A 17,807-nucleotide genomic window follows, 5' to 3' on the forward strand; every position below is an offset into this window, starting at 1 on the left:
ATCCCAGTGTAGCGAATCTACATTGTAAAGGCCCGGCCCGGGGTGTACCCGAACGCCCGCCGGAACACGTCGATGAACGCGCTCGCCGACGCCCACCCGCACCGGTGCGCCACGGTGGTCACGGGGACGCCGTCGGCGAGCAGGAGGAGGGCGTGGTGGAGGCGGAGCTGGGTGCGCCACTGGGGGAAGCTCATGCCGAGCTCGGCCCTGAACAGGCGGGCGAGGGTGCGGTCGCTGGTGCCGCACCGGGCGGCGAGCCGGTCCAGGGTGCTGTTGTCGGCGGGGTCGCGGTGCAGCAGGGCGCAGACGGCGGCCAGGCGGGAGTCCTTGGGCGCGGGCAGGTGGAGGGGCTGTTCGGGGGCGCGCCTGAGCTGGTCGAGCAGCACGCCCAGCAACCGCTCCCGCTCCCCACCGTCACCCTCCCGTCCGCCGTCGCCCTCGCTCCCGCCGGGTGGGCCGGTCGATGGGCCGGTGGACGGTGGGGTGCCGGTGGGGTCGGTGTAGGCGATGATCAGTTCGCGGAGCAGCGGCCCTACCACCAGCACCGCCGGCCGTTCCAGCCCGAGCGGGTTGCCGGTCAGCCCCACCAGCCGCAGGTCCGTGTCCCCGTGTGCCCGGTGCTCGTGCACGGTTCCGGCCGGCACCCAGATGGCGCGGTTGGCGGGGGCGACCCAGATGCCCGCGCCGGTGGTGACGGACAGGACGCCGCGGCAGGCGTACACGATCTGGTGGGTGTCGTGCCGGTGCGCGTCGATGCCCGCGCCGGGCGCGAGCGGGCGCCGCCCGGTGGGCGCTTGCGGCAGGTGGCGGATTTCCGGCATGGGTTGGCATTTTATCGGAAGCGAGCCAGAGCGCCCTGATGAACGATGGAACCGTGAACAGGATCCCCATGCTCGCCGCCGGCCATGCCACCGTGGACTTCTACCAGGGCGCGGTCCCCGCTCTCGTGCCGTTCCTGGTGGCCGGGCGCGGTTACGGGTATGTCGCCGTGTCCGGCATCGTGCTGGCCGCCACGCTGCTGTCGTCGATCGTGCAGCCGTTGTTCGGGGTGCTGACCGACAGATGGCGCATGCCGTGGCTGATCCCGCTGAGCATGGTGCTGGCCGGGGCGGGGGTGGCGGCGGGCGGGGTGACGGACTCGTACGTGCTGACCTGGCTGGCGGTGGCGCTGTCGGGGCTGGGGGTGGCGGCCTACCATCCGGAGTCCGCGCGCCTAGCCCGGATCGCGAGCGAGGGCAGTCACGTGCGGATGAGCTGGTTCTCGCTGGGCGGGACGCTGGGGTTCGCCTCGGCTCCCGTGCTGGTGACGCCGCTGCTGGCGGGGTGGGGTCTGGGGGCTTCGCCGTTCCTGGTGCTGCCGGCGGTGCTGGGGGCCGTGGTGACGCTGCCGGCGATCAGGGCGCTGTCCGGGGGTGAGCGGGCGGCCAAGGCCGCAGGGCTGGTCGGGGGGCCGGCCGCGGGGAGTGACGACTGGCCGTCTTTTGTCAGGCTGACGCTGGTGATCGTGTTCCGTTCCGTCGTGTACGTGGGGTTGAGCGCCTTCGTGGCCCTCTACATGGGAGGCGGTGCGGCGGGGGCGGTGGCGTTGTTCGTGCTGTTCGCCGGTGGGGCGGTGGGGACGGTGCTGGGTGGCCGGCTGGCGGCGCGGTGGGGGAGGGTGCGCACGATGCGGCTGGCGTACGCGCTGGCCGTCCCGGCGGTCGCGGGCGTGGTGCTCGTGCCCGGTCCGGTGGCGTACGTGTTCGTCGCCGCCTCGTCGATCGCCCTGTACGCGCCGTTCTCCCTGCATGTCACGCTCGGCCAGGATTTCCTGCCGACCAGGGTGGGCACGGCCAGCGGGGTGACGCTGGGGCTGGCGGTGAGCGTGGGCGGGCTGGCCAGTCCGCTGGTGGGGGCGGTGGCGGAGGCGTCCTCGCTCAGGACGGCGCTGGCCTGCCTGATGGTGTTCCCTGTCCTGGCCTGGCTGCTGGCCAGGACGTTGAAGGATCCGGCTCCGGTGCCGGCCCGGCCGGACGAGGGCCGCTCCGCCCCGTCGCCGGCCTGACCAAGGGGTGGTGGTCAGGCGCGGGTCTGGAGTCGGAAGGTGCTGACGTTGTCGCGCTGGGTCGGGTCGAGGCGGGTGGAGGTGACGCGGGCGGTGATCGGCAGCCGGCGCGCGGCGTCGTCCGCGAGGTCGAGCCGGGCGGTGATCCGTACCGGCCTGCCCGGGTGGACGGCGGCGATCGTGCAGGCCACGTTCCGGCCCGCGCTCTTGCAGGCGGCCCCGCCGGCCGAGGCGGGGCGGACGCCGGCCGGGAACGTGAGCTGGACCGGTACCTGGGCGGCGGCGGCCAGCCCGCGCATGGTGACGGTGGCGGTGACGGTCGCCGAGCCGCCGCGCGCGACCGGGCGCGCGGGACCGCTCAGCTTGACGGACAGCGCGTCGTAGACGCCGTCAGGGTCGGCCTGCTTGACGATCGCGCCGTAGCCTTCGACGTTGAGGGCGTTGGCGACGGAGTTGCCGTCGGCCTCGCCGTCCTCTTTGCCCGCCGACAGCACGCCGACCAGGTCGCCGGTGCCCTTGATGACCCACGGCCCGCCGCTGTGCCCCTTGAACAGATGGCAGTTGTACGTCTCCAGCCGCCCCGCCCGGCCCGTCTCCCCGGTGGCGCTGCGGGCGGAGAGCATGGGCTCGGCGTGGCTGACGCCGGCGATCTGCCTGGTCCTGCCCAGGCACCAGAGCTGGTCCCTGCCGTCGTACGGCTTCCTGCCGAGCAGGCCGGGGTAGCCGGTGGTGGTGATCGTGTGCTTGCCGCCCTGGTTGAGCATGGGGGTGAAGGCGCCGACGGCGTCCTGAAGGGTGCCGTCGCGCTTGCCGACCTCGATGATGGCGATGTCGTAGACGCTGTTCCAGTCGCCGCCGCTGGTGCCGGTGTATCCGTCGGGCTTCCACGCCCGCCGGCCGCCCCATCGCCCGTACGGCTCCCGCTCCCGTATGCCGGCGCCTCGGCCGTCGTAGGCGGGGACGAAGGCGAAGTTGCTGTGCCACCGGCCGGTCGAGGAGTCGTCCGGCACGCCGTACACGCAGTGGGCGGCGGTGACGATGAGCAGCTTGGAGGCGGAGCGGATGACGGAGGCGCTGCAGGAGTCGCCGCTGCCGGCGGCGTTGACGAAGAAGAGCCGGCCGCTGATGCGGCTGAGGGGCGCGTCGGTGTACGGCCTGCGCATGCGGGCGTATCCGTTGTCGTCGCCGCCCGGGGTGATCAGCTTGGCCGGGGGCACGCTGTGCCGCACGGTGGCGCTCTTGGGGGCCGCGTTCACTCCGACCGCGTTTCCCAGGGCTGAGCTTCCGGGGGCCGCGTTCCGGGAGGCCGTGGTCTCCTGGGTCGTGCTCCGCAGGCTCTGGGGCAGGTCGGAGGCGGTGGCCTGGGCCTGTTTGCCCGGCGTCCAGTAACGCACGGCCTTCCCGGGGCGCATCAGCGGCGACGCCTCGGCGCCCCACGCGGACCGGATCGGGGCCGCCGCCTGCTCGGCCGACAGGACGGCCGGCGCCGCGGGTGGCTGGTCGGCCGCCGCGGGCAGCGCGGGCGCGGCGCCCGTCAGCGTGATCAGGGTGGTGACCAGAGTTCTCCGCACAATGTCCCCCGAGCAGCTCGACCGATATAGCGATCACTTTAAGTCACCATAAGGGTGCGAAGAGTGGTCGGGGTGGGCGTGTCGCGAGGATGACGGCGGACGCACTCTGTTCGCCTGCCGGGACAAGCGAAACGTCAGCCCGCCGCGGCGTCGCCGGTCGTGTTCGGGGGAAGGATCTCGTTCGTGCTCGCCTCGGCCGGTTCGCGGTCGGGCCGCAGCCCCCGCCAGGACGGGTGCCGCAGCCGCCCGTCACCGGTGACCTCGGCGTACTGCACCTCGCCGACCACCCGGGGCTCCACCCAGCGCGCGTCGCGGGCGTGCTCGCGCGGCACCGGCTCGCCGAAGGGCGGGTCGGGGCGTTCCAGGGGCGTGAGCCGTTCGAGCAGGTCGCGCAGCATGGTCTCGGTGAAGCCGGTGCCGACGTGGCCGACGTAGCGCAGCCGCCCGCGCGGGTCGTACGCGCCGAGCAGCAGTGACCCGATCGTCCCCGACCGGCGCCCGCCGCCGGGTTTCCAGCCGCCGATGACGACCTCGACGGTGCTGACGTTCTTGACCTTCGTCCATTCGGCGCTGCGCCGGCCGGGCCGGTACGGCGAGGTGGTGCGCTTGCAGACGACCCCTTCGAGCCCGAGCTGCCGCGAGGAGTCGAAGGCCCGCGCGGCGTGGTCGGCGAACCAGACGGGCACCTGCCAGCGGAAGCCCGGCGTGAGCGTGCTCTCCAGCAGTTCGCGCCGCTCGGTGTAGGGGCGGGCGATGACGCTGTCGTCGCCGAGGTGGAGCAGGTCGAAGGCCATGAACGTGACCGGCGTGGTCCTGGTCAGTTCGGCGACAGCGACGGGGTTGCGCTGGTGCATGCGGGGTTGCAGGGCCTCGAAGCTGGGCCGTCCTGCCTCGTCGAAGGCGACGATCTCCCCGTCGAGCACGGTGGGGAGCGGGCCGGCGGCGCCCGCCATGAGCTGGAGTTCGGGGTAGGCGGGGGTGATGTCCTTGCCGTTGCGCGACATCAGGCGGACGGCGCCGTCCTCGACGTAGGCGAGGGCGCGCACTCCGTCCCATTTCATCTCCACGGCCCAGTCCGCACCCTGGACGGAGGTCAGGGTGCCGAGCTGGGCCAGCATCGGCGAGTAGGCCGGCAGCCGCGACATGGTGCATGCCGTACCCCGTCTGCTTGATCGACAGTGACGGGGAGGGGTCTACAGATGGTCAAGCGGCGTGTGTTCGACGAGTTCGGCCAGGTCGACACCGTGCTGGCCGAGTTCGGCGACGGTGGCGCAGTAGCCGCGCAGGTAGGTGCGGCCGTTGACCTGATGGGAGACGCGCAGCAGCGGGCGATCGTCGAGGATGATCGCCTCCACCAGGATGCCGTCGGGGCCGCGCCACTGTCCCATGCCGGTAAGAGTATGGGAGTGGACATAATGGACAGGTAATGCCGGCGGCCCCCGTGGTCGCGGGGAGACGCCGGGAAACCCGGTGAAAACCGCCCTCCACGACACGCGGCGCGGGTAAAAACGACGCAACGTTAACTTTAGGTTACTCGAAGTTTTTCTTGGCGTGGCGCGTTAGTGAGGCCGCGCCGGGGGCAGTGGTGCGTGTCGGAGCTTTCCCCGGCCGTGGCCGTACCCCCGTGACGGCCACGGCGGCCACCCCGGCAGGCCCGGTCCGGGGTGCGGCGGCCGCGGGGCGTGCGTCGGCGAGCGCCGCCCCGCGACCGCCGGGCCGTTCCGCGATGTGGACAGAACCGGATTCAGGGTCTGGACTCCGTAGACTGTCAGGGTGATTTCCCGTATCGACATGCGCGCTTCCCTGCCCGGGAATCTGCGCGACGTGCTGCCCCGCGCCGAGCTCGACGTCGAGGCCGCCCTGGAGAAGGTGCGGCCCATCTGCGAGGACGTACGCCATCGCGGGGCGGCAGCCGTACGGGAGCTGACCGCCAGGTTCGACGGTGTCGAGATCGCCTCCGCCCGCGTCCCCGCCGAGACCCTGGAGCGGGCCCTGGCCGAGCTGGACCCGAGGGTGCGGGCGGCCCTTGAGGAGTCGATCAGGCGGGCCAGGCTGGTCCACCGCGACCAACGCCGCGCCGACGTGACCACCGAGGTCGTGCCCGGCGGCACCGTGACCGAGCGGTGGGTGCCGGTCGACCGGGTGGGCCTCTACGTCCCCGGCGGCCGGGCGGTCTATCCGTCCAGCGTGGTGATGAACGTGGTGCCCGCGCAGGAGGCAGGCGTCGGCTCGCTGGCCGTCACCAGCCCGGCGCAGAAGGAGTTCGGCGGGCTGCCGCACCCGACGATCATGGCCGCGTGCGCGCTGCTGGGCGTGGACGAGGTCTACGCGGTGGGCGGGGCGCAGGCGGTGGCCATGTTCGCCTACGGCACCGAGGAGTGCCCGGCGGCCACGATGGTGACCGGTCCTGGCAACATCTATGTGGCGGCGGCCAAGCGGCTGCTCAAGGGGCGCATCGGCATCGACTCCGAGGCCGGCCCGACCGAGATCGCCATCCTGGCCGATGAGACGGCCGACCCGGTCCACGTCGCCGCCGACCTGATCAGCCAGGCCGAGCACGACACGATCGCCGCCGCGGTGCTGGTCACCACCAGCGCCGAGCTGGCCGACGCGGTCGAGAAGGAGCTGCCGGGCCAGGTCTCGGCCACCCGCCACACCGAGCGCATCACCGAGGCGCTGAGCGGCCGGCAGTCCGGCATCGTGCTGGTCGGCTCGATCGACGACGGGCTGAAGGTGGTCGACGCCTACGCCGCCGAGCACCTGGAGATCCACACCGCCGACGCGGCGGCCGTCGCGGCGCGGGTGCGCAACGCGGGGGCGATCTTCGTGGGCGCCTACGCGCCGGTCTCGCTCGGCGACTACCTCGCCGGCTCCAACCACGTGCTGCCCACGGGCGGCTGCGCCTGCCACTCCAGTGGCCTTTCTGTGCAGTCGTTCCTGCGCGGCATCCACGTCGTCGACTACACCCGCGAGGCGCTCGCGGGCGCGGCGGCGCACGTGTCGGTGCTGGCCGACGCCGAAGACCTGCCCGCACACGGCGCCGCGATCCGGGCCCGATTCGACTGGCGAGTGCCGACGGAGACCGCGTGAACCTGGACGATCTGCCGATCCGAGACGATCTGCGGGGCAAGACGCCCTACGGCGCCCCCCAGATCGACGTCCCGGTCCGGCTCAACACCAACGAAAACCCCTACCCGCCCTCGCCCGAGCTGGTCGCCGACCTGGCCCGCGAGATCGGGAAGCAGGCGGGCACGCTCAACCGCTACCCCGACAGGAACGCGGTGGCGCTGCGCGCCGGCCTGGCCGGCTACCTCGGCCACAGCCTGACCACCGAGCAGGTGTGGGCGGCCAACGGCTCCAACGAGGTGCTGCAGCAGATCCTGCAGGCGTTCGGCGGCCACGGCCGCACCGCGCTGGGGTTCGAGCCGTCCTACTCCATGCACCCGATCATCACCGGCGGCACCAGCACCGAGTGGGTCAGGGCGACCCGCGAGGAGGACTTCTCCCTCGATCCGGGCAAGGCCACCGCCGCGATCGAGGAGCACCGCCCCGACGTCGTCTTCCTCACCTCGCCCAACAACCCGACGGGCACCGCCCAGCCGCTGGAGACGATCGAGGCGGTGCTGGCCGCGGCGCCCGGCATGGTCGTGGTGGACGAGGCCTACGCCGAGTTCGCCCGGGAGGGCACGCCGTCGGCGCTGACACTGCTGCCCGCCCATCCGCGGCTGATCGTCACCCGGACGATGTCCAAGGCGTTCGCGATGGCCGGCACCCGGCTGGGCTACCTGGCCGCGCATCCGGCCGTGGTGGAGGCGCTGCTGCTGGTACGGCTGCCGTACCATCTGTCGACGCTCACCCAGACGGCGGCGCTGGTGGCGCTGCGGCACCGGGCCGAGCTGCTCGGCACGGTCGACGCGCTGCGGCGCGAGCGGGACGCGACGGTGGCCTGGCTGCGCGGCAAGGGGTTGTCGGTGGCCGACTCCGACGCCAATTTCGTGCTGTTCGGGCGTTTCCCCGACCGGCGCAAGGTGTGGGAGGGGATGCTGGAGCACGGCGTGCTCATCCGCGAGGTGGGCCCGCCCGAATGGCTGCGTGTGTCGATCGGCACGGGCGAGGAGATGGCGGCGTTCCGCGCCGCCCTGGAAGGAGTCTTGTGAGCCGCGTAGGTCGCGTCGAGCGTGTCACGAAGGAGACCTCGGTCCTGGTGGAGGTGGGCCTCGACGGCACCGGCCGGGTCGAGGTGGCCACAGGGGTCGGCTTCTACGACCACATGCTGGCCCAGCTGGGCAAGCACGGTCTCTTCGACCTGACCGTCAAGACCGAGGGCGACCTGCACATCGACTCCCACCACACGATCGAGGACACCGCGCTCGCGCTGGGCGCGGCGTTCCGCGAGGCGTTGGGCGACAAGTCGGGCATCAGGCGGTTCGGCAGTGCGTCGTGCCCGCTGGACGAGTCGCTCGCCCAGGTCACCGTCGACCTGTCCGGCCGCCCCTACCTGGTGCACTCCGAGCCCGAGGGCATGGCGCCGATGATCGGCCCCGAATACGACACGACGATGACCCGCCACATCCTCGAGTCGTTCGTCGCCCAGGCCGCGATCTGCCTGCACGTGCACGTCCCCTACGGCCGCAACGCCCACCACATCGTGGAGTCTCAGTTCAAGGCGCTGGCCAGGGCGCTGCGTGAGGCGTCCGAGCTCGACCCGCGCGCCACCGGGGTGCCCAGCACCAAGGGCGTCCTGTGACCGACAACCTGCTCGCCGGGGTGATGGTGTTCATCGGGCTGTTCCTGGGCGGCGGTGTGTTCTCCCTGCTCAAGCAGGGGCTGAAGATCGGCGCGGCCGTCTGCGCGGTCGGCGCGGTTCTGGCGATCACGGCGGGGGTGTTGTGGTGGTGAGCAAGAAGAACGTGGTGGTGCTCGACTACGGCTCGGGCAACCTGCGCTCGGCCGAGCGTGCCCTGGCCAGGATCGGCGCCGAGGTGAGTGTGACGTCCGACTTCGCCGCGGCGCTCGACTGCGACGGTCTCGTCGTGCCGGGCGTGGGCGCGTTCGAGGCGTGCATGAAGGGCCTCAAGGGCGTGCGCGGCGAGCAGATCGTCGGGCGCAGGCTGGCCGGCGGGCGGCCGGTGCTGGGCATCTGCGTGGGCATGCAGATCCTGTTCGCCAGGGGCGTGGAGCACGGCGTCGAGACCGAGGGCTGCGGCGAGTGGCCGGGCACGGTCGAGCGGCTCGAAGCCCCCGTGCTGCCCCACATGGGGTGGAACACCGTCAAGGCGCCCGGCGGCAGCGTGCTGTTCGACGGGCTCGACGCGGCCACCCGCTTCTACTTCGTGCACTCCTACGGGGTGCGCGAGTGGGAGCTGCGCACGGGTGACGGCTTCGCCGAGCCGCTGGTCACGTGGGCCGAGCACGGCGTGCCGTTCGTGGCCGCGGTGGAGAACGGCCCGCTGATGGCCACCCAGTTCCATCCGGAGAAGAGCGGCGACGCCGGAGCCGCGCTGCTGCGCAACTGGCTCGGCACGATATGAGCCGCCGCGCCGCCGCGTACCACCCGGCCCGGGGCGCCATGAGCCGCCGCTCTGCCGCGCACCTGGCCTGTCAGGCCCGCCGGGAGAGACCGTGAGCAAGGAACGCGCCCGGCGGCGGGCCGAACGTGAGGCCGAGCGGGCCCGCGCGATCCAGGTCAACGAGGAACGGCAGGCCCGCAGGGCCCGCCGCCGCGCCTGGCTGGCCCGCCTGGTCCCACGCCCGATCCGGTTCTACCGCCAGGGCGGCCTGCTCGCCCGCCGCCACCGCGCCCAGAACGCGGTGGTGGCGCTCGGCTTCGTGATCGTCCAGGTGATCGCCTGGCTGATGTGGGGCTCGCTCCCGGTCAGCTTCGGCGTCCTCATCTTCTCCCTGTTGCTCGCGCCCGTTGTCGTGACCCTCGCCTTCGACCGGAGGATCTGAATGTCGCTCGTATTGCTGCCCGCCGTGGACGTCGCCGACGGCCAGGCCGTACGCCTGGTGCAGGGCGAGGCCGGCACCGAGACCGGCTACGGCGAGCCCCTGGCCGCCGCGCTGGCCTGGCAGGAGGCGGGCGCCGAGTGGATCCACGTCGTCGACCTCGACGCCGCCTTCGGCCGCGGCACCAACCGCGACCTGATCGCCGAGGTCATCGGCCGGGTCGACGTGAACGTGGAGCTGTCCGGCGGCATCCGCGACGACGAGTCCCTGGCCGCCGCCCTCGCCACCGGCTGCCGCCGGGTCAACATCGGCACCGCCGCGCTGGAGAACCCCGAGTGGTGCAGGAAGATCATCGCCGAGCACGGCGACCGGATCGCGGTCGGGCTCGACGTACGCGGCACCACCCTGGCCGCCCGCGGCTGGACCGAGGAGGGCGGCGACCTGTGGGAGGTCCTCGACCGGCTGGAGTCCGACGGCTGCCCCCGCTACGTGGTCACCGACGTGACCAAGGACGGCATGCTGCAGGGCCCCAATCTCGACCTCTACCGCCGCATCTGCGCCCATACCGACAAGCCCGTGGTGGCCAGCGGCGGCGTTTCCAGCCTCGATGACCTGCTGGCACTCGCTTCTCTCGTCCCGGAGGGAGTGGAAGGCGCCATCGTGGGCAGGGCGCTCTACGCTCACGCGTTCACACTGGGAAACGCGCTGGCCGCGGTACGCGTGTAGCTCTTGCCGGGAGGGGGCGAGATGAGCGTCGGTTCCATCGGTATGGAAAGCACCGGATACCGGGTGTTCTCGGGCGGCATCTGGGAGGAGAAGTACGGCTACGCCCGCGCCGTGGTGGCGGGTGACCGGGTGATCGTGTCCGGCTGCACCTCCACGGTCGACGGAGAGGTGCGCCACGTCGGCGACGCCTACAGACAGGCCCGGACCGCGATCGACATCGCGCTCGAAGCCGTCCTGATGGGCGGCCTGGCGCGCGAGGACGTCATCATGGTCCGCTACTACGTGGTCGAGCAGCGCCACTTCGACCACGCCGGGCGGGCCATCAACGAGGTCTTCGGCAAAGTACGGCCCGCCTGCACCGGGGTGCGGGTGGCAGGACTGGTCGACCCGCGCATGCTGGTCGAGATCGAGATAGAGGCACTGCGAGCATGACCGTTGCGGTAAGAGTCATCCCCTGCCTCGACGTGGACGCCGGGCGTGTGGTCAAGGGCGTCAACTTCGAGAACCTGCGCGACGCGGGCGACCCCGTCGAGCTGGCCAGGCGCTACGACGAGGAGGGCGCCGACGAGCTGACCTTCCTCGACATCACGGCGTCGTCGGGCGAGCGCGAGACCATGCTCGACGTGGTGCGCAGGACCGCCGAGCAGGTGTTCATCCCGCTCACCGTCGGCGGCGGCGTCCGCGCGGTCGAGGACGTCGACCGGCTGCTGCGCGCGGGAGCCGACAAGGTGTCGCTCAACACGGCCGCCATCGCCAGGCCCGAGCTGCTCACCGAGGCGTCCAGGCGCTTCGGCGCACAGTGCATTGTGCTGTCCGTGGACGCCCGCCGGGCGCAGGGCACGGCGAGCGGGTTCGAGGTGACCACCCACGGCGGCCGGCGCGGCACCGGGATCGACGCGGTGGAGTGGGCCGCCAGGGGCGAGGAACTGGGCGTGGGCGAGATCCTGCTCAACTCGATGGACGGCGACGGCACGCTCGACGGCTACGACCTGGAGATGCTGCGCGCGGTCAGGGCGGCCGTGCGGGTGCCGGTGATCGCCAGCGGTGGCGCGGGCCGGCTGGAGGACTTCCCTCCGGCGGTCGCGGCGGGCGCCGACGCCGTTTTGGCGGCCAGCGTGTTCCACTTCGGCACCCTGAAGATCTCAGAGGTCAAGGAGACGCTGCGGATGGCGGGCCACCCGGTCCGCTGAACCTCTGTCCTGACGCCCGCCGCGCCCCGGCGGGCGTCGGCGCCGCTCCGGGCCTGTTCCGTCACGGGCGTCCCTGTCGCGCGGGTCAGAACACCCGCAGATGGTTGAACAGCTCGTAGGAGACGTCCTTGGCGGCGAACGCGGCCGCCTCGGACCGCTTGACGGTCAGGTACGCGTTGCGCCGCAGCGGCCCGAGCGCCTCCATGAGCACCTCGTCGGCCTCCAGCGCGTCCAGCGCCTCCTCCAGCGAGGCCGGCAGGCGGGGATAGCGGCCGGGAACCGTGTCGGGGTCGACGTCCACGGCCTCGCCCGGGTCGAGCTTGCGCCGGATGCCGTCGAGCCCGGCGTGGATGACGGCGCCGAGCGACAGGTAGGGGTTGGCCGAGGAGTCGGAGGGCTTCAGCTCCAGGTTGGGCTCGCCGCTGTCGCCGAGCGGGGAGCACACGCGCACGGCCGCCTCCCTGTTGTCGGGACCGTAGACGGCGTACGCGCTGGACCACATGCGGGGCGCCAGCCGGCGGAAGCTGTTGACGCTGCCGCACGTCAGCGCGGTGAGGGCGGGCAGGTGGGCGAGCAGCCCGCCGATGAAGCCGGCCCGCACCTCGCCGTCCTCGGCGAACAGGTTACGGGAGTCGCTCCACAGCGACAGGTGCAGGTGGGTGCCGTTGCCGGCCTGGTCGGCCAGCGGTTTGGGGGCCAGCGAGGCCCACATCTGCATGCGCAGGGCCACGCCGCGTACGGTCTCGCGGTAGATGACGTGGTTGTCGGCGGCCCGCAGGGCGGGGGCGTGGCGCACGGACAGCTCCTGCTGGCCGGGGCCCAGCTCCGGATGGTAGTGCTCGACCCGCAGCCCTTGCGTCTCCAGGGCGCGCATCAGCTTGATCGTGTAGTCGTGGGCGGTGTCGAAGCCCAGCCCGGCATAGCAGAGCGTGTCGTCGATCGGCACCAGCCGGTCGGGCCCGCCCGCCGGATCGGGCAGCCTGCGGCCGAGCGTGAACTCCGGCTCGAACGCGGCGACGAGTGTGTAACCCTCGGTCGCCAGATCGGCGATGGCGTCCTTGAGAAACGTCCGCGCGCACGCCTCCCAGGGGGCGCCGTCGGGACGGCGCAGGTCCGACAGCATGGCCGCGGCGCCGGGAGCGTACGGCAGCGGCACATACGTGGCGGGGTCGGGAACGATGCGTACCTCACCCACCGGACCCATGTGCTCGACATCCTGGAGCTGGTCGAGCATGTTCATCGCCATCATGGCCACCGTGTGCCCGATGCCTGTGCTGAGCCGTTCGGCCAGCCGCGACCGAGAAGCCGCCTTGCCACGGATCACGCCACCGTGGTCGGCGTACAGGAACCGGATCAGCTCGATGCCCTCAAGCTCGGCCCGTTCGAGGATCCGCCGGGCGTGGGGATCGAGCTGATTGATCTTGGTGCCGCTCGGGCGATCTGTCATTCTGCCTGCGTAACACGATCTGGCAGCGCTTGGAAGCACCTGACGCAGACAGAACCTTCCGTCAGGTCAGAACACTTGAGAAGAACACGGCCAACTGATTGGCTCCCTGAATGATTCCGTCGAACACACCGTTGACCGCGGCGGCGGCTTGGGCCGGCCGGGTGAACAGGTAGAAGACCACGAACGCTACAGCCACGTACGTGATCACCTTCTTGACCTGCATGGGGGGCCTCCTGCAGTCCATTCCCAGCCGTATATACCCGGATCTGGGCGATCACTAGGCATCTTCTGTGAAGATGTACATGATCCTAACCGGGGGGCTTCTTTCTCCTGCCATGGTACGGGCTTGAACCCGCGCGCGAGCGCCTGCCGCGCCGGGATTTCCGTGACGGCAGGGGTGCGGCAGGTGGGTGCCCCGTGACAGAAGATTGATCGGCTTTCAGCCAGGTCACAAGGGTCGATCGGAGTGCAGGCGGGCGGGCGTCGAGCCCGGATCCCGCTCGGCGGCCCGATCGCGGGCAGGGCCGGTCGGCGTGTCGTTCAGACCCCCAGGGTGGCCTCGCGCAGTGCGCTGACGGCGTCGGGCTCGCCGGTGAGCTCCACCCTGGCGTGCGCCTGCCGCCCGAAGCAGAACATGAGCAGCTCGGCCGCCCGCCCGGTGACCTCGACCCGGGCGCCGCCCTTGGGGCCGCCGAGCGCGATGCCGCCGCCGAGCCGGTGCAGCACCACGCCCACGGGCGACCTGCGCAGCATCAGCCGGGCCCCGCCCGAGACCCGCTTCCAGATCAGCCGTTCGAGGTCGTCGGGCAGCGCGCGGGGCTCCCAGTCGGGCTGGGCGCGGCGCACGTCCTCGTGGTGCACGAACAGCTCCAGCGTGTTGACGGCCTCGTCGAGCGCGGGAAGCAGCGCGTACACGCCGCCGGGTGAGCGGACCAGGCCGACCAGCTCGGGATAGGGCAGGCGCGTCTTCAGGCGGTTCTGCACCGAGGCGGTGTAGCCGGCCAGCGGCTTGAGCGCGAGACCGGGCGCCGCGTCCAGTCTGCGCTCGCGGATCGCGAGGTGGGCGGCCAGATCGGCGGTGGTCCAGCCCGTGCACAGGGTCGGCTCGTCCGGGCCGAGCCGGTCGAGCAGGTCGCAGAGCGCGGTGCGTTCGCCACGAGCATGAGTCACAGGCCAACCCTACCGGTGGGAATAACGAAGTGATCAGACGTGATACTGACATACGTATAAACGTGCGAGCTTGAGAGGAAATCCCCCGCGTGGCGAGCAAGGTCACCTCGGCCGTGATGCGTCAAGGACTCCGTGTCCTTGGGGTGGCCATCCGCACTGAGAAGACGGTCTTCGCGCTGGCGGTCACCGCCAGCGCCCTCTACGGAGGCATGACCGTCGCCTCCGCCTGGGCACTCGGCTGGGCGACGCAGAACGTGGTGCTGACCTCGTTCACCGAAGGCGACGTCACGGCGGGCGCGCTGTGGACCGGCGTGCTGCTGATCTTCGGCACCGCGCTGCTGAAGGCCATCGGCGTGGCGGGGCGGCGGATCCTGGCCGGCGTCATGCAGTACCGCATGCAGGCCAGGTCGCGCCGCGACGTGACCAAGCAGTACCTGCGGCTGCCGCTGTCGTGGCACCACCGCCACCCCACCGGGCAGCTCCTGTCGAACGCCAGCGCCGACGCCGAGGCCGCCTGGGCGCCCCTCGCGCCGCTGCCGATGGCGGTCGGCGTGATCGTCATGCTGGTCACGGCGGCGGTCGCGATGGTGTTCACCGATCTGGTGCTGGCCCTCGTCGGCTTCCTCATCTTCCCGGCCATCGCCGTGCTCAACCTGGTCTACCAGCGCCGGCTCAGCCCCCTCGCCACCCGGGCCCAGCAGCTGCGCGCCGAGGTCAGCGAGATCGCGCACGAGAGCTTCGACGGCGCCCTCGTCGTCAAGACGCTCGGCCGCGAGGAGCTGGAGACCGACCGGTTCCGGCGCCGCGCCCACGAGCTGCGCGACGCCAACATCGCCGTCGGCCGGGTGCGCGGCCTGTTCGACCCCATGCTGGAGGCCCTGCCCACGCTGGGCGTGCTCGCGGTCCTGGCCGTGGGCGCGAGCCGCCTGTCGGCCGGCGCGATCGACGCCGGTGGGCTGGTGCAGGTGGCCTACCTGTTCACGCTGCTGGCCTTCCCCATCAGGGCGCTGGGCTGGGTGCTGGCCGAGCTGCCGCGCAGCGTGGTCGGCTGGCAGCGGGTGCAGGCCGTCCTGGAGGCGACCGGCTCCATGGAGTACGGCACCACCGCCGCCACCTCCGCCGACCCGGCCGAGCTGCGGATCAGCGGCGTCTCCTACGCCTACGGCGAAGCGGAGGTGCTGCACGACGTCACCTTCGACGTGCCCGCCGGCCGCACCGTCGCTCTCGTCGGCCCCACGGGCTCGGGCAAGTCCACGCTCGTCCAGCTCCTGGCCCGCCTGGTCGACCCCGGCTCAGGCCAGGTACTGCTCGACGGCGTCGACCTGCGCGAGCTGCCGTACGGGGGCGTCGCGGAGTCGGTGGCGCTGGTGCCGCAGCAGACCTTCCTGTTCGACGACACCGTACGCGGCAACATCGCGCTCGGCGGTAACGATCTTGGGGATGAGGACGTGTGGGCCGCCCTGCGCCTGGCCCAGGCCGACGGGTTCGTCGCCCGCATGCCTTCCGGGCTCGACACCCGGGTCGGCGAGCGCGGCGCCACCCTGTCCGGCGGCCAGCGCCAGCGCCTGGCCCTGGCCAGGGCCGTCGTGCGCCGCCCCCGCCTGCTCGTACTCGACGACGCCACCTCCAGCGTGGATCCCCAGGTCGAGGCCAGGATCCTGCACGGCCTGCGCGATGCGGCCGAGGCATCGACGGTCGTGGTCGTCGCCTACCGGTTGGCCACCATCGCGCTGGCCGACGAGGTCGTCTACCTCGACCGGGGCCGGGTCGTCGACCGCGGCACGCACGAGGAGCTGCTCGCGCGCTGCCCCGGCTACCGCAACCTGGTGACGGCCTACGAGCGCGAGGAGGCCGAGCGCGCGGCCATCGACATTCCCCCGATCGAGGAAGAAGAGATCAGCGCATGACGGTCCAGAGCATCCGGCGCGATTCGGAACGTTCCGCGCTGGCCACGGTGCGCCAGGGGCTCTCCCTGACCCCCGAGTTCCGCAAGGGGCTGGCGGGCACGCTGGCGCTGGCCGTCATCGCCACCATCGGCAAGATCATCGTGCCGATCGCGGTGCAGCAGACGATCGACACCGGCCTCAAGGGCGGCACTCCCGACGTTCCGTACATCACCGGCGCCGTCGTGATCTGCGCCGCCGCGGTGGTGCTCACCGCCCTGGCCGCGTACGTGATGAACGTGCGCCTCTACAAGGCCACCGAGTCCTCCCTGGCCACCCTGCGCGTGCGGGGCTTCCGGCACGTCCACGACCTGTCCGTGCTCACCCAGAACACCGAGCGCCGCGGCGCCCTGGTCTCCCGCGTCACCAACGACATCGACCAGATCAGCACCTTCATGCAGTGGGGCGGGCTGATGATCATCGTGGCGTTCGGCCAGCTGTTCGTGGCCACCGTCCTGATGTTCGTCTACTCCTGGCAGCTCACGCTGCTGGTCTGGGCCTGCTTCGTTCCGCTCATGATCGCCCTGCCGCGCTTCCAGCGGCTGCTGTCGCGGGCGTACACGGTCGTGCGCGAGCGCACCGGCGACATGCTGGCCGCCGTCAGCGAGTCCGTCGTCGGCGCCGCCGTCATCAGGGCCTACGCCTCGGAGCGGCGCACCGCAGAGCGCGTCGACCAGGCCGTGGACGCCAACAAGAAGGCCCAGACCAGGGCGCAGACCATCGTCGGCTTCGTCTTCCCGCTGACCGAGATCGTGGCCGCGCTCGCCATCGCCGGCATCGTCCTGCTCGGCGTGCGGCTCGGACTGTCGGGCGACATCACGCAGGGCGAGCTGGTGGCGTTCCTGTTCCTCGTGACGCTGTTCGTCTCGCCGCTGCAGACCGCCACCGAGGTGCTGAACGAGGCGCAGAACGCCGTCGCCGGCTGGCGCCGCATCCTCGGCGTCCTCGACACCCCTCCCGACGTCGCCGACCCCGGCGAGAACGGCGTGCAGCTGCCCCGCGGCCCCATCGAGGTCGCCTTCGAGAACGTGCACTTCTCCTACCCCGGCGGCGTGCCCGTGCTGAGCGAGGTCACGATCGAGATCCCGCCCCGCTCCCGCGTCGCGATCGTGGGGGAGACCGGCTCGGGCAAGACCACGTTCGCCAAGCTCCTGACCAGGCTCATGGACCCCGGCTCAGGGCGTGTCACGGTGGACGGCCACGACCTGCGCGACGTGCGCTTCTCCTCCCTGCGCGAACGGATCGTCATGGTCCCGCAGGACGGCTTCCTGTTCGACGGGACCCTGGAGGACAACATCCGCTTCGGCAAGCCGTCGGCCACCGCGGAGGAGATCGAGCTGGCGCTGACCGAGCTCGGCCTGGCCGACTGGCTGGAGGGCCTGCCCGCCGGCCTGGCCACGCCGGTCGGGCAGCGCGGCGAGTCGCTGTCGGCGGGCGAGCGCCAGCTCGTCGCCCTGGCCCGCGCCTACCTCGCCGACCCCGACCTGCTCCTGCTGGACGAGGCCACCTCCGCGGTGGACCCGGCCACCGAGGTACGCCTGGCGCGCGCCCTCGAAGGCGTCACCAGGGGCCGCACGGCCGTCTCGATCGCGCACCGCCTGTCCACGGCGGAGAACGCGGACGAGGTCCTGGTCTTCGACTCCGGCCGCCTGGTGCAGCGCGGGCCGCACGCGAAGCTGGTGGACGAGCCCGGCGTGTACGCCGACCTGCACGCCTCCTGGATCTCCGCCGCCCGCTCCTGACGCCCCCCGGCTCCTGAGCCCTGCC

Annotated in this window: 19 protein-coding genes; 12 read left to right on the forward strand and 7 right to left on the reverse strand. The window is 71.9% G+C overall.

Features of this window, described 5'->3' with window-relative positions:
* Positions 1-17 precede the first annotated feature (17 nt).
* A complete protein-coding gene (locus AB0C27_RS33755) occupies positions 18-821 on the reverse strand; it encodes a helix-turn-helix transcriptional regulator (RefSeq protein ID WP_357852342.1) in 804 nt (267 codons plus the stop codon).
* Positions 822-874: 53 nt separating this feature from the next.
* Between AB0C27_RS33755 and AB0C27_RS33760 the strand changes: the two genes are divergently transcribed.
* Entirely contained in the window at positions 875-2,044 is a 1,170-nt protein-coding gene (locus AB0C27_RS33760) for an MFS transporter (protein ID WP_357852345.1), read from the forward strand.
* A gap of 14 nt (positions 2,045-2,058) precedes the next feature.
* Here AB0C27_RS33760 and AB0C27_RS33765 read toward each other — a convergent pair whose 3' ends face one another.
* The 3 genes from AB0C27_RS33765 to AB0C27_RS33775 all read right to left on the reverse strand — a co-directional run bounded on the left by AB0C27_RS33765 (position 2,059) and on the right by AB0C27_RS33775 (position 5,003).
* Entirely contained in the window at positions 2,059-3,615 is a 1,557-nt protein-coding gene (locus AB0C27_RS33765; RefSeq protein ID WP_357852348.1) for a trypsin-like peptidase domain-containing protein, read from the reverse strand.
* A 134-nt stretch (positions 3,616-3,749) separates the two neighbouring features.
* Entirely contained in the window at positions 3,750-4,760 is a 1,011-nt protein-coding gene (ligD, locus tag AB0C27_RS33770; protein ID WP_357852350.1) for a non-homologous end-joining DNA ligase, read from the reverse strand.
* A gap of 48 nt (positions 4,761-4,808) precedes the next feature.
* On the reverse strand, positions 4,809-5,003 hold the full coding sequence (locus tag AB0C27_RS33775; RefSeq protein WP_357852353.1) for a hypothetical protein: 195 nt from the start codon (positions 5,001-5,003) through the stop codon (positions 4,809-4,811).
* 385 nt (positions 5,004-5,388) lie between these two features.
* On the opposite strand from AB0C27_RS33775, the gene hisD reads away from it, so the two are divergent.
* The 9 genes from hisD to hisF all read left to right on the forward strand — a co-directional run bounded on the left by hisD (position 5,389) and on the right by hisF (position 11,480).
* On the forward strand, positions 5,389-6,705 hold the full coding sequence (gene hisD, locus AB0C27_RS33780; protein ID WP_357852356.1) for a histidinol dehydrogenase: 1,317 nt from the start codon (positions 5,389-5,391) through the stop codon (positions 6,703-6,705).
* Positions 6,702-7,772 (forward strand): histidinol-phosphate transaminase, encoded by a 1,071-nt coding sequence (locus tag AB0C27_RS33785; protein WP_357852359.1) that lies wholly within the window; start codon positions 6,702-6,704, stop codon positions 7,770-7,772. The genes hisD and AB0C27_RS33785 overlap by 4 nt, the downstream gene beginning before the upstream one ends.
* A complete protein-coding gene (gene hisB / locus AB0C27_RS33790) occupies positions 7,769-8,362 on the forward strand; it encodes an imidazoleglycerol-phosphate dehydratase HisB (protein WP_106244651.1) in 594 nt (197 codons plus the stop codon). Before AB0C27_RS33785 ends, hisB begins: the two co-directional genes overlap by 4 nt.
* Complete coding sequence (locus AB0C27_RS33795) at positions 8,359-8,514, forward strand: hypothetical protein (protein WP_346111766.1); 156 nt, start codon at positions 8,359-8,361, stop codon at positions 8,512-8,514. Before hisB ends, AB0C27_RS33795 begins: the two co-directional genes overlap by 4 nt.
* On the forward strand, positions 8,508-9,146 hold the full coding sequence (gene hisH / locus AB0C27_RS33800) for an imidazole glycerol phosphate synthase subunit HisH (RefSeq protein WP_357852363.1): 639 nt from the start codon (positions 8,508-8,510) through the stop codon (positions 9,144-9,146). Before AB0C27_RS33795 ends, hisH begins: the two co-directional genes overlap by 7 nt.
* Positions 9,147-9,237: 91 nt before the next feature.
* A complete protein-coding gene (locus tag AB0C27_RS33805) occupies positions 9,238-9,567 on the forward strand; it encodes a hypothetical protein (protein WP_357852366.1) in 330 nt (109 codons plus the stop codon).
* Entirely contained in the window at positions 9,568-10,290 is a 723-nt protein-coding gene (gene priA, locus AB0C27_RS33810; protein WP_357852369.1) for a bifunctional 1-(5-phosphoribosyl)-5-((5-phosphoribosylamino)methylideneamino)imidazole-4-carboxamide isomerase/phosphoribosylanthranilate isomerase PriA, read from the forward strand.
* Positions 10,291-10,311: 21 nt separating this feature from the next.
* Positions 10,312-10,722, forward strand: a complete 411-nt coding sequence (locus tag AB0C27_RS33815; protein ID WP_357852372.1) for a Rid family hydrolase — start codon at positions 10,312-10,314, stop codon at positions 10,720-10,722.
* Positions 10,719-11,480: an imidazole glycerol phosphate synthase subunit HisF gene (hisF, locus tag AB0C27_RS33820; protein ID WP_346111761.1), complete on the forward strand. Its 762-nt coding sequence runs from the start codon at positions 10,719-10,721 to the stop codon at positions 11,478-11,480. Before AB0C27_RS33815 ends, hisF begins: the two co-directional genes overlap by 4 nt.
* Positions 11,481-11,565: 85 nt before the next feature.
* Here hisF and AB0C27_RS33825 read toward each other — a convergent pair whose 3' ends face one another.
* The 3 genes from AB0C27_RS33825 to AB0C27_RS33835 all read right to left on the reverse strand — a co-directional run bounded on the left by AB0C27_RS33825 (position 11,566) and on the right by AB0C27_RS33835 (position 14,097).
* Complete coding sequence (locus AB0C27_RS33825) at positions 11,566-12,927, reverse strand: glutamine synthetase family protein (RefSeq protein ID WP_357852376.1); 1,362 nt, start codon at positions 12,925-12,927, stop codon at positions 11,566-11,568.
* Between the two features lie 61 nt (positions 12,928-12,988).
* Positions 12,989-13,150: a hypothetical protein gene (locus tag AB0C27_RS33830; protein ID WP_169789240.1), complete on the reverse strand. Its 162-nt coding sequence runs from the start codon at positions 13,148-13,150 to the stop codon at positions 12,989-12,991.
* Positions 13,151-13,467: 317 nt separating this feature from the next.
* Positions 13,468-14,097 carry a TIGR03085 family metal-binding protein gene (locus tag AB0C27_RS33835; protein ID WP_357852379.1) on the reverse strand — a complete coding sequence of 210 codons (630 nt, stop codon included), beginning with the start codon at positions 14,095-14,097 and terminating at the stop codon, positions 13,468-13,470.
* 116 nt (positions 14,098-14,213) lie between these two features.
* Here AB0C27_RS33835 and AB0C27_RS33840 point away from each other — a divergent pair, with 116 nt between their 5' ends.
* Positions 14,214-16,004, forward strand: a complete 1,791-nt coding sequence (locus tag AB0C27_RS33840) for an ABC transporter ATP-binding protein (protein ID WP_357852502.1) — start codon at positions 14,214-14,216, stop codon at positions 16,002-16,004.
* A complete protein-coding gene (locus tag AB0C27_RS33845) occupies positions 16,001-17,782 on the forward strand; it encodes an ABC transporter ATP-binding protein (protein WP_357852382.1) in 1,782 nt (593 codons plus the stop codon). The genes AB0C27_RS33840 and AB0C27_RS33845 overlap by 4 nt, the downstream gene beginning before the upstream one ends.
* Positions 17,783-17,807 lie beyond the last annotated feature (25 nt).

The organism is Nonomuraea sp. NPDC048882, from assembly GCF_040649755.1.
GTDB classification, from domain to species: Bacteria; Actinomycetota; Actinomycetes; order Streptosporangiales; family Streptosporangiaceae; genus Nonomuraea; species Nonomuraea maheshkhaliensis.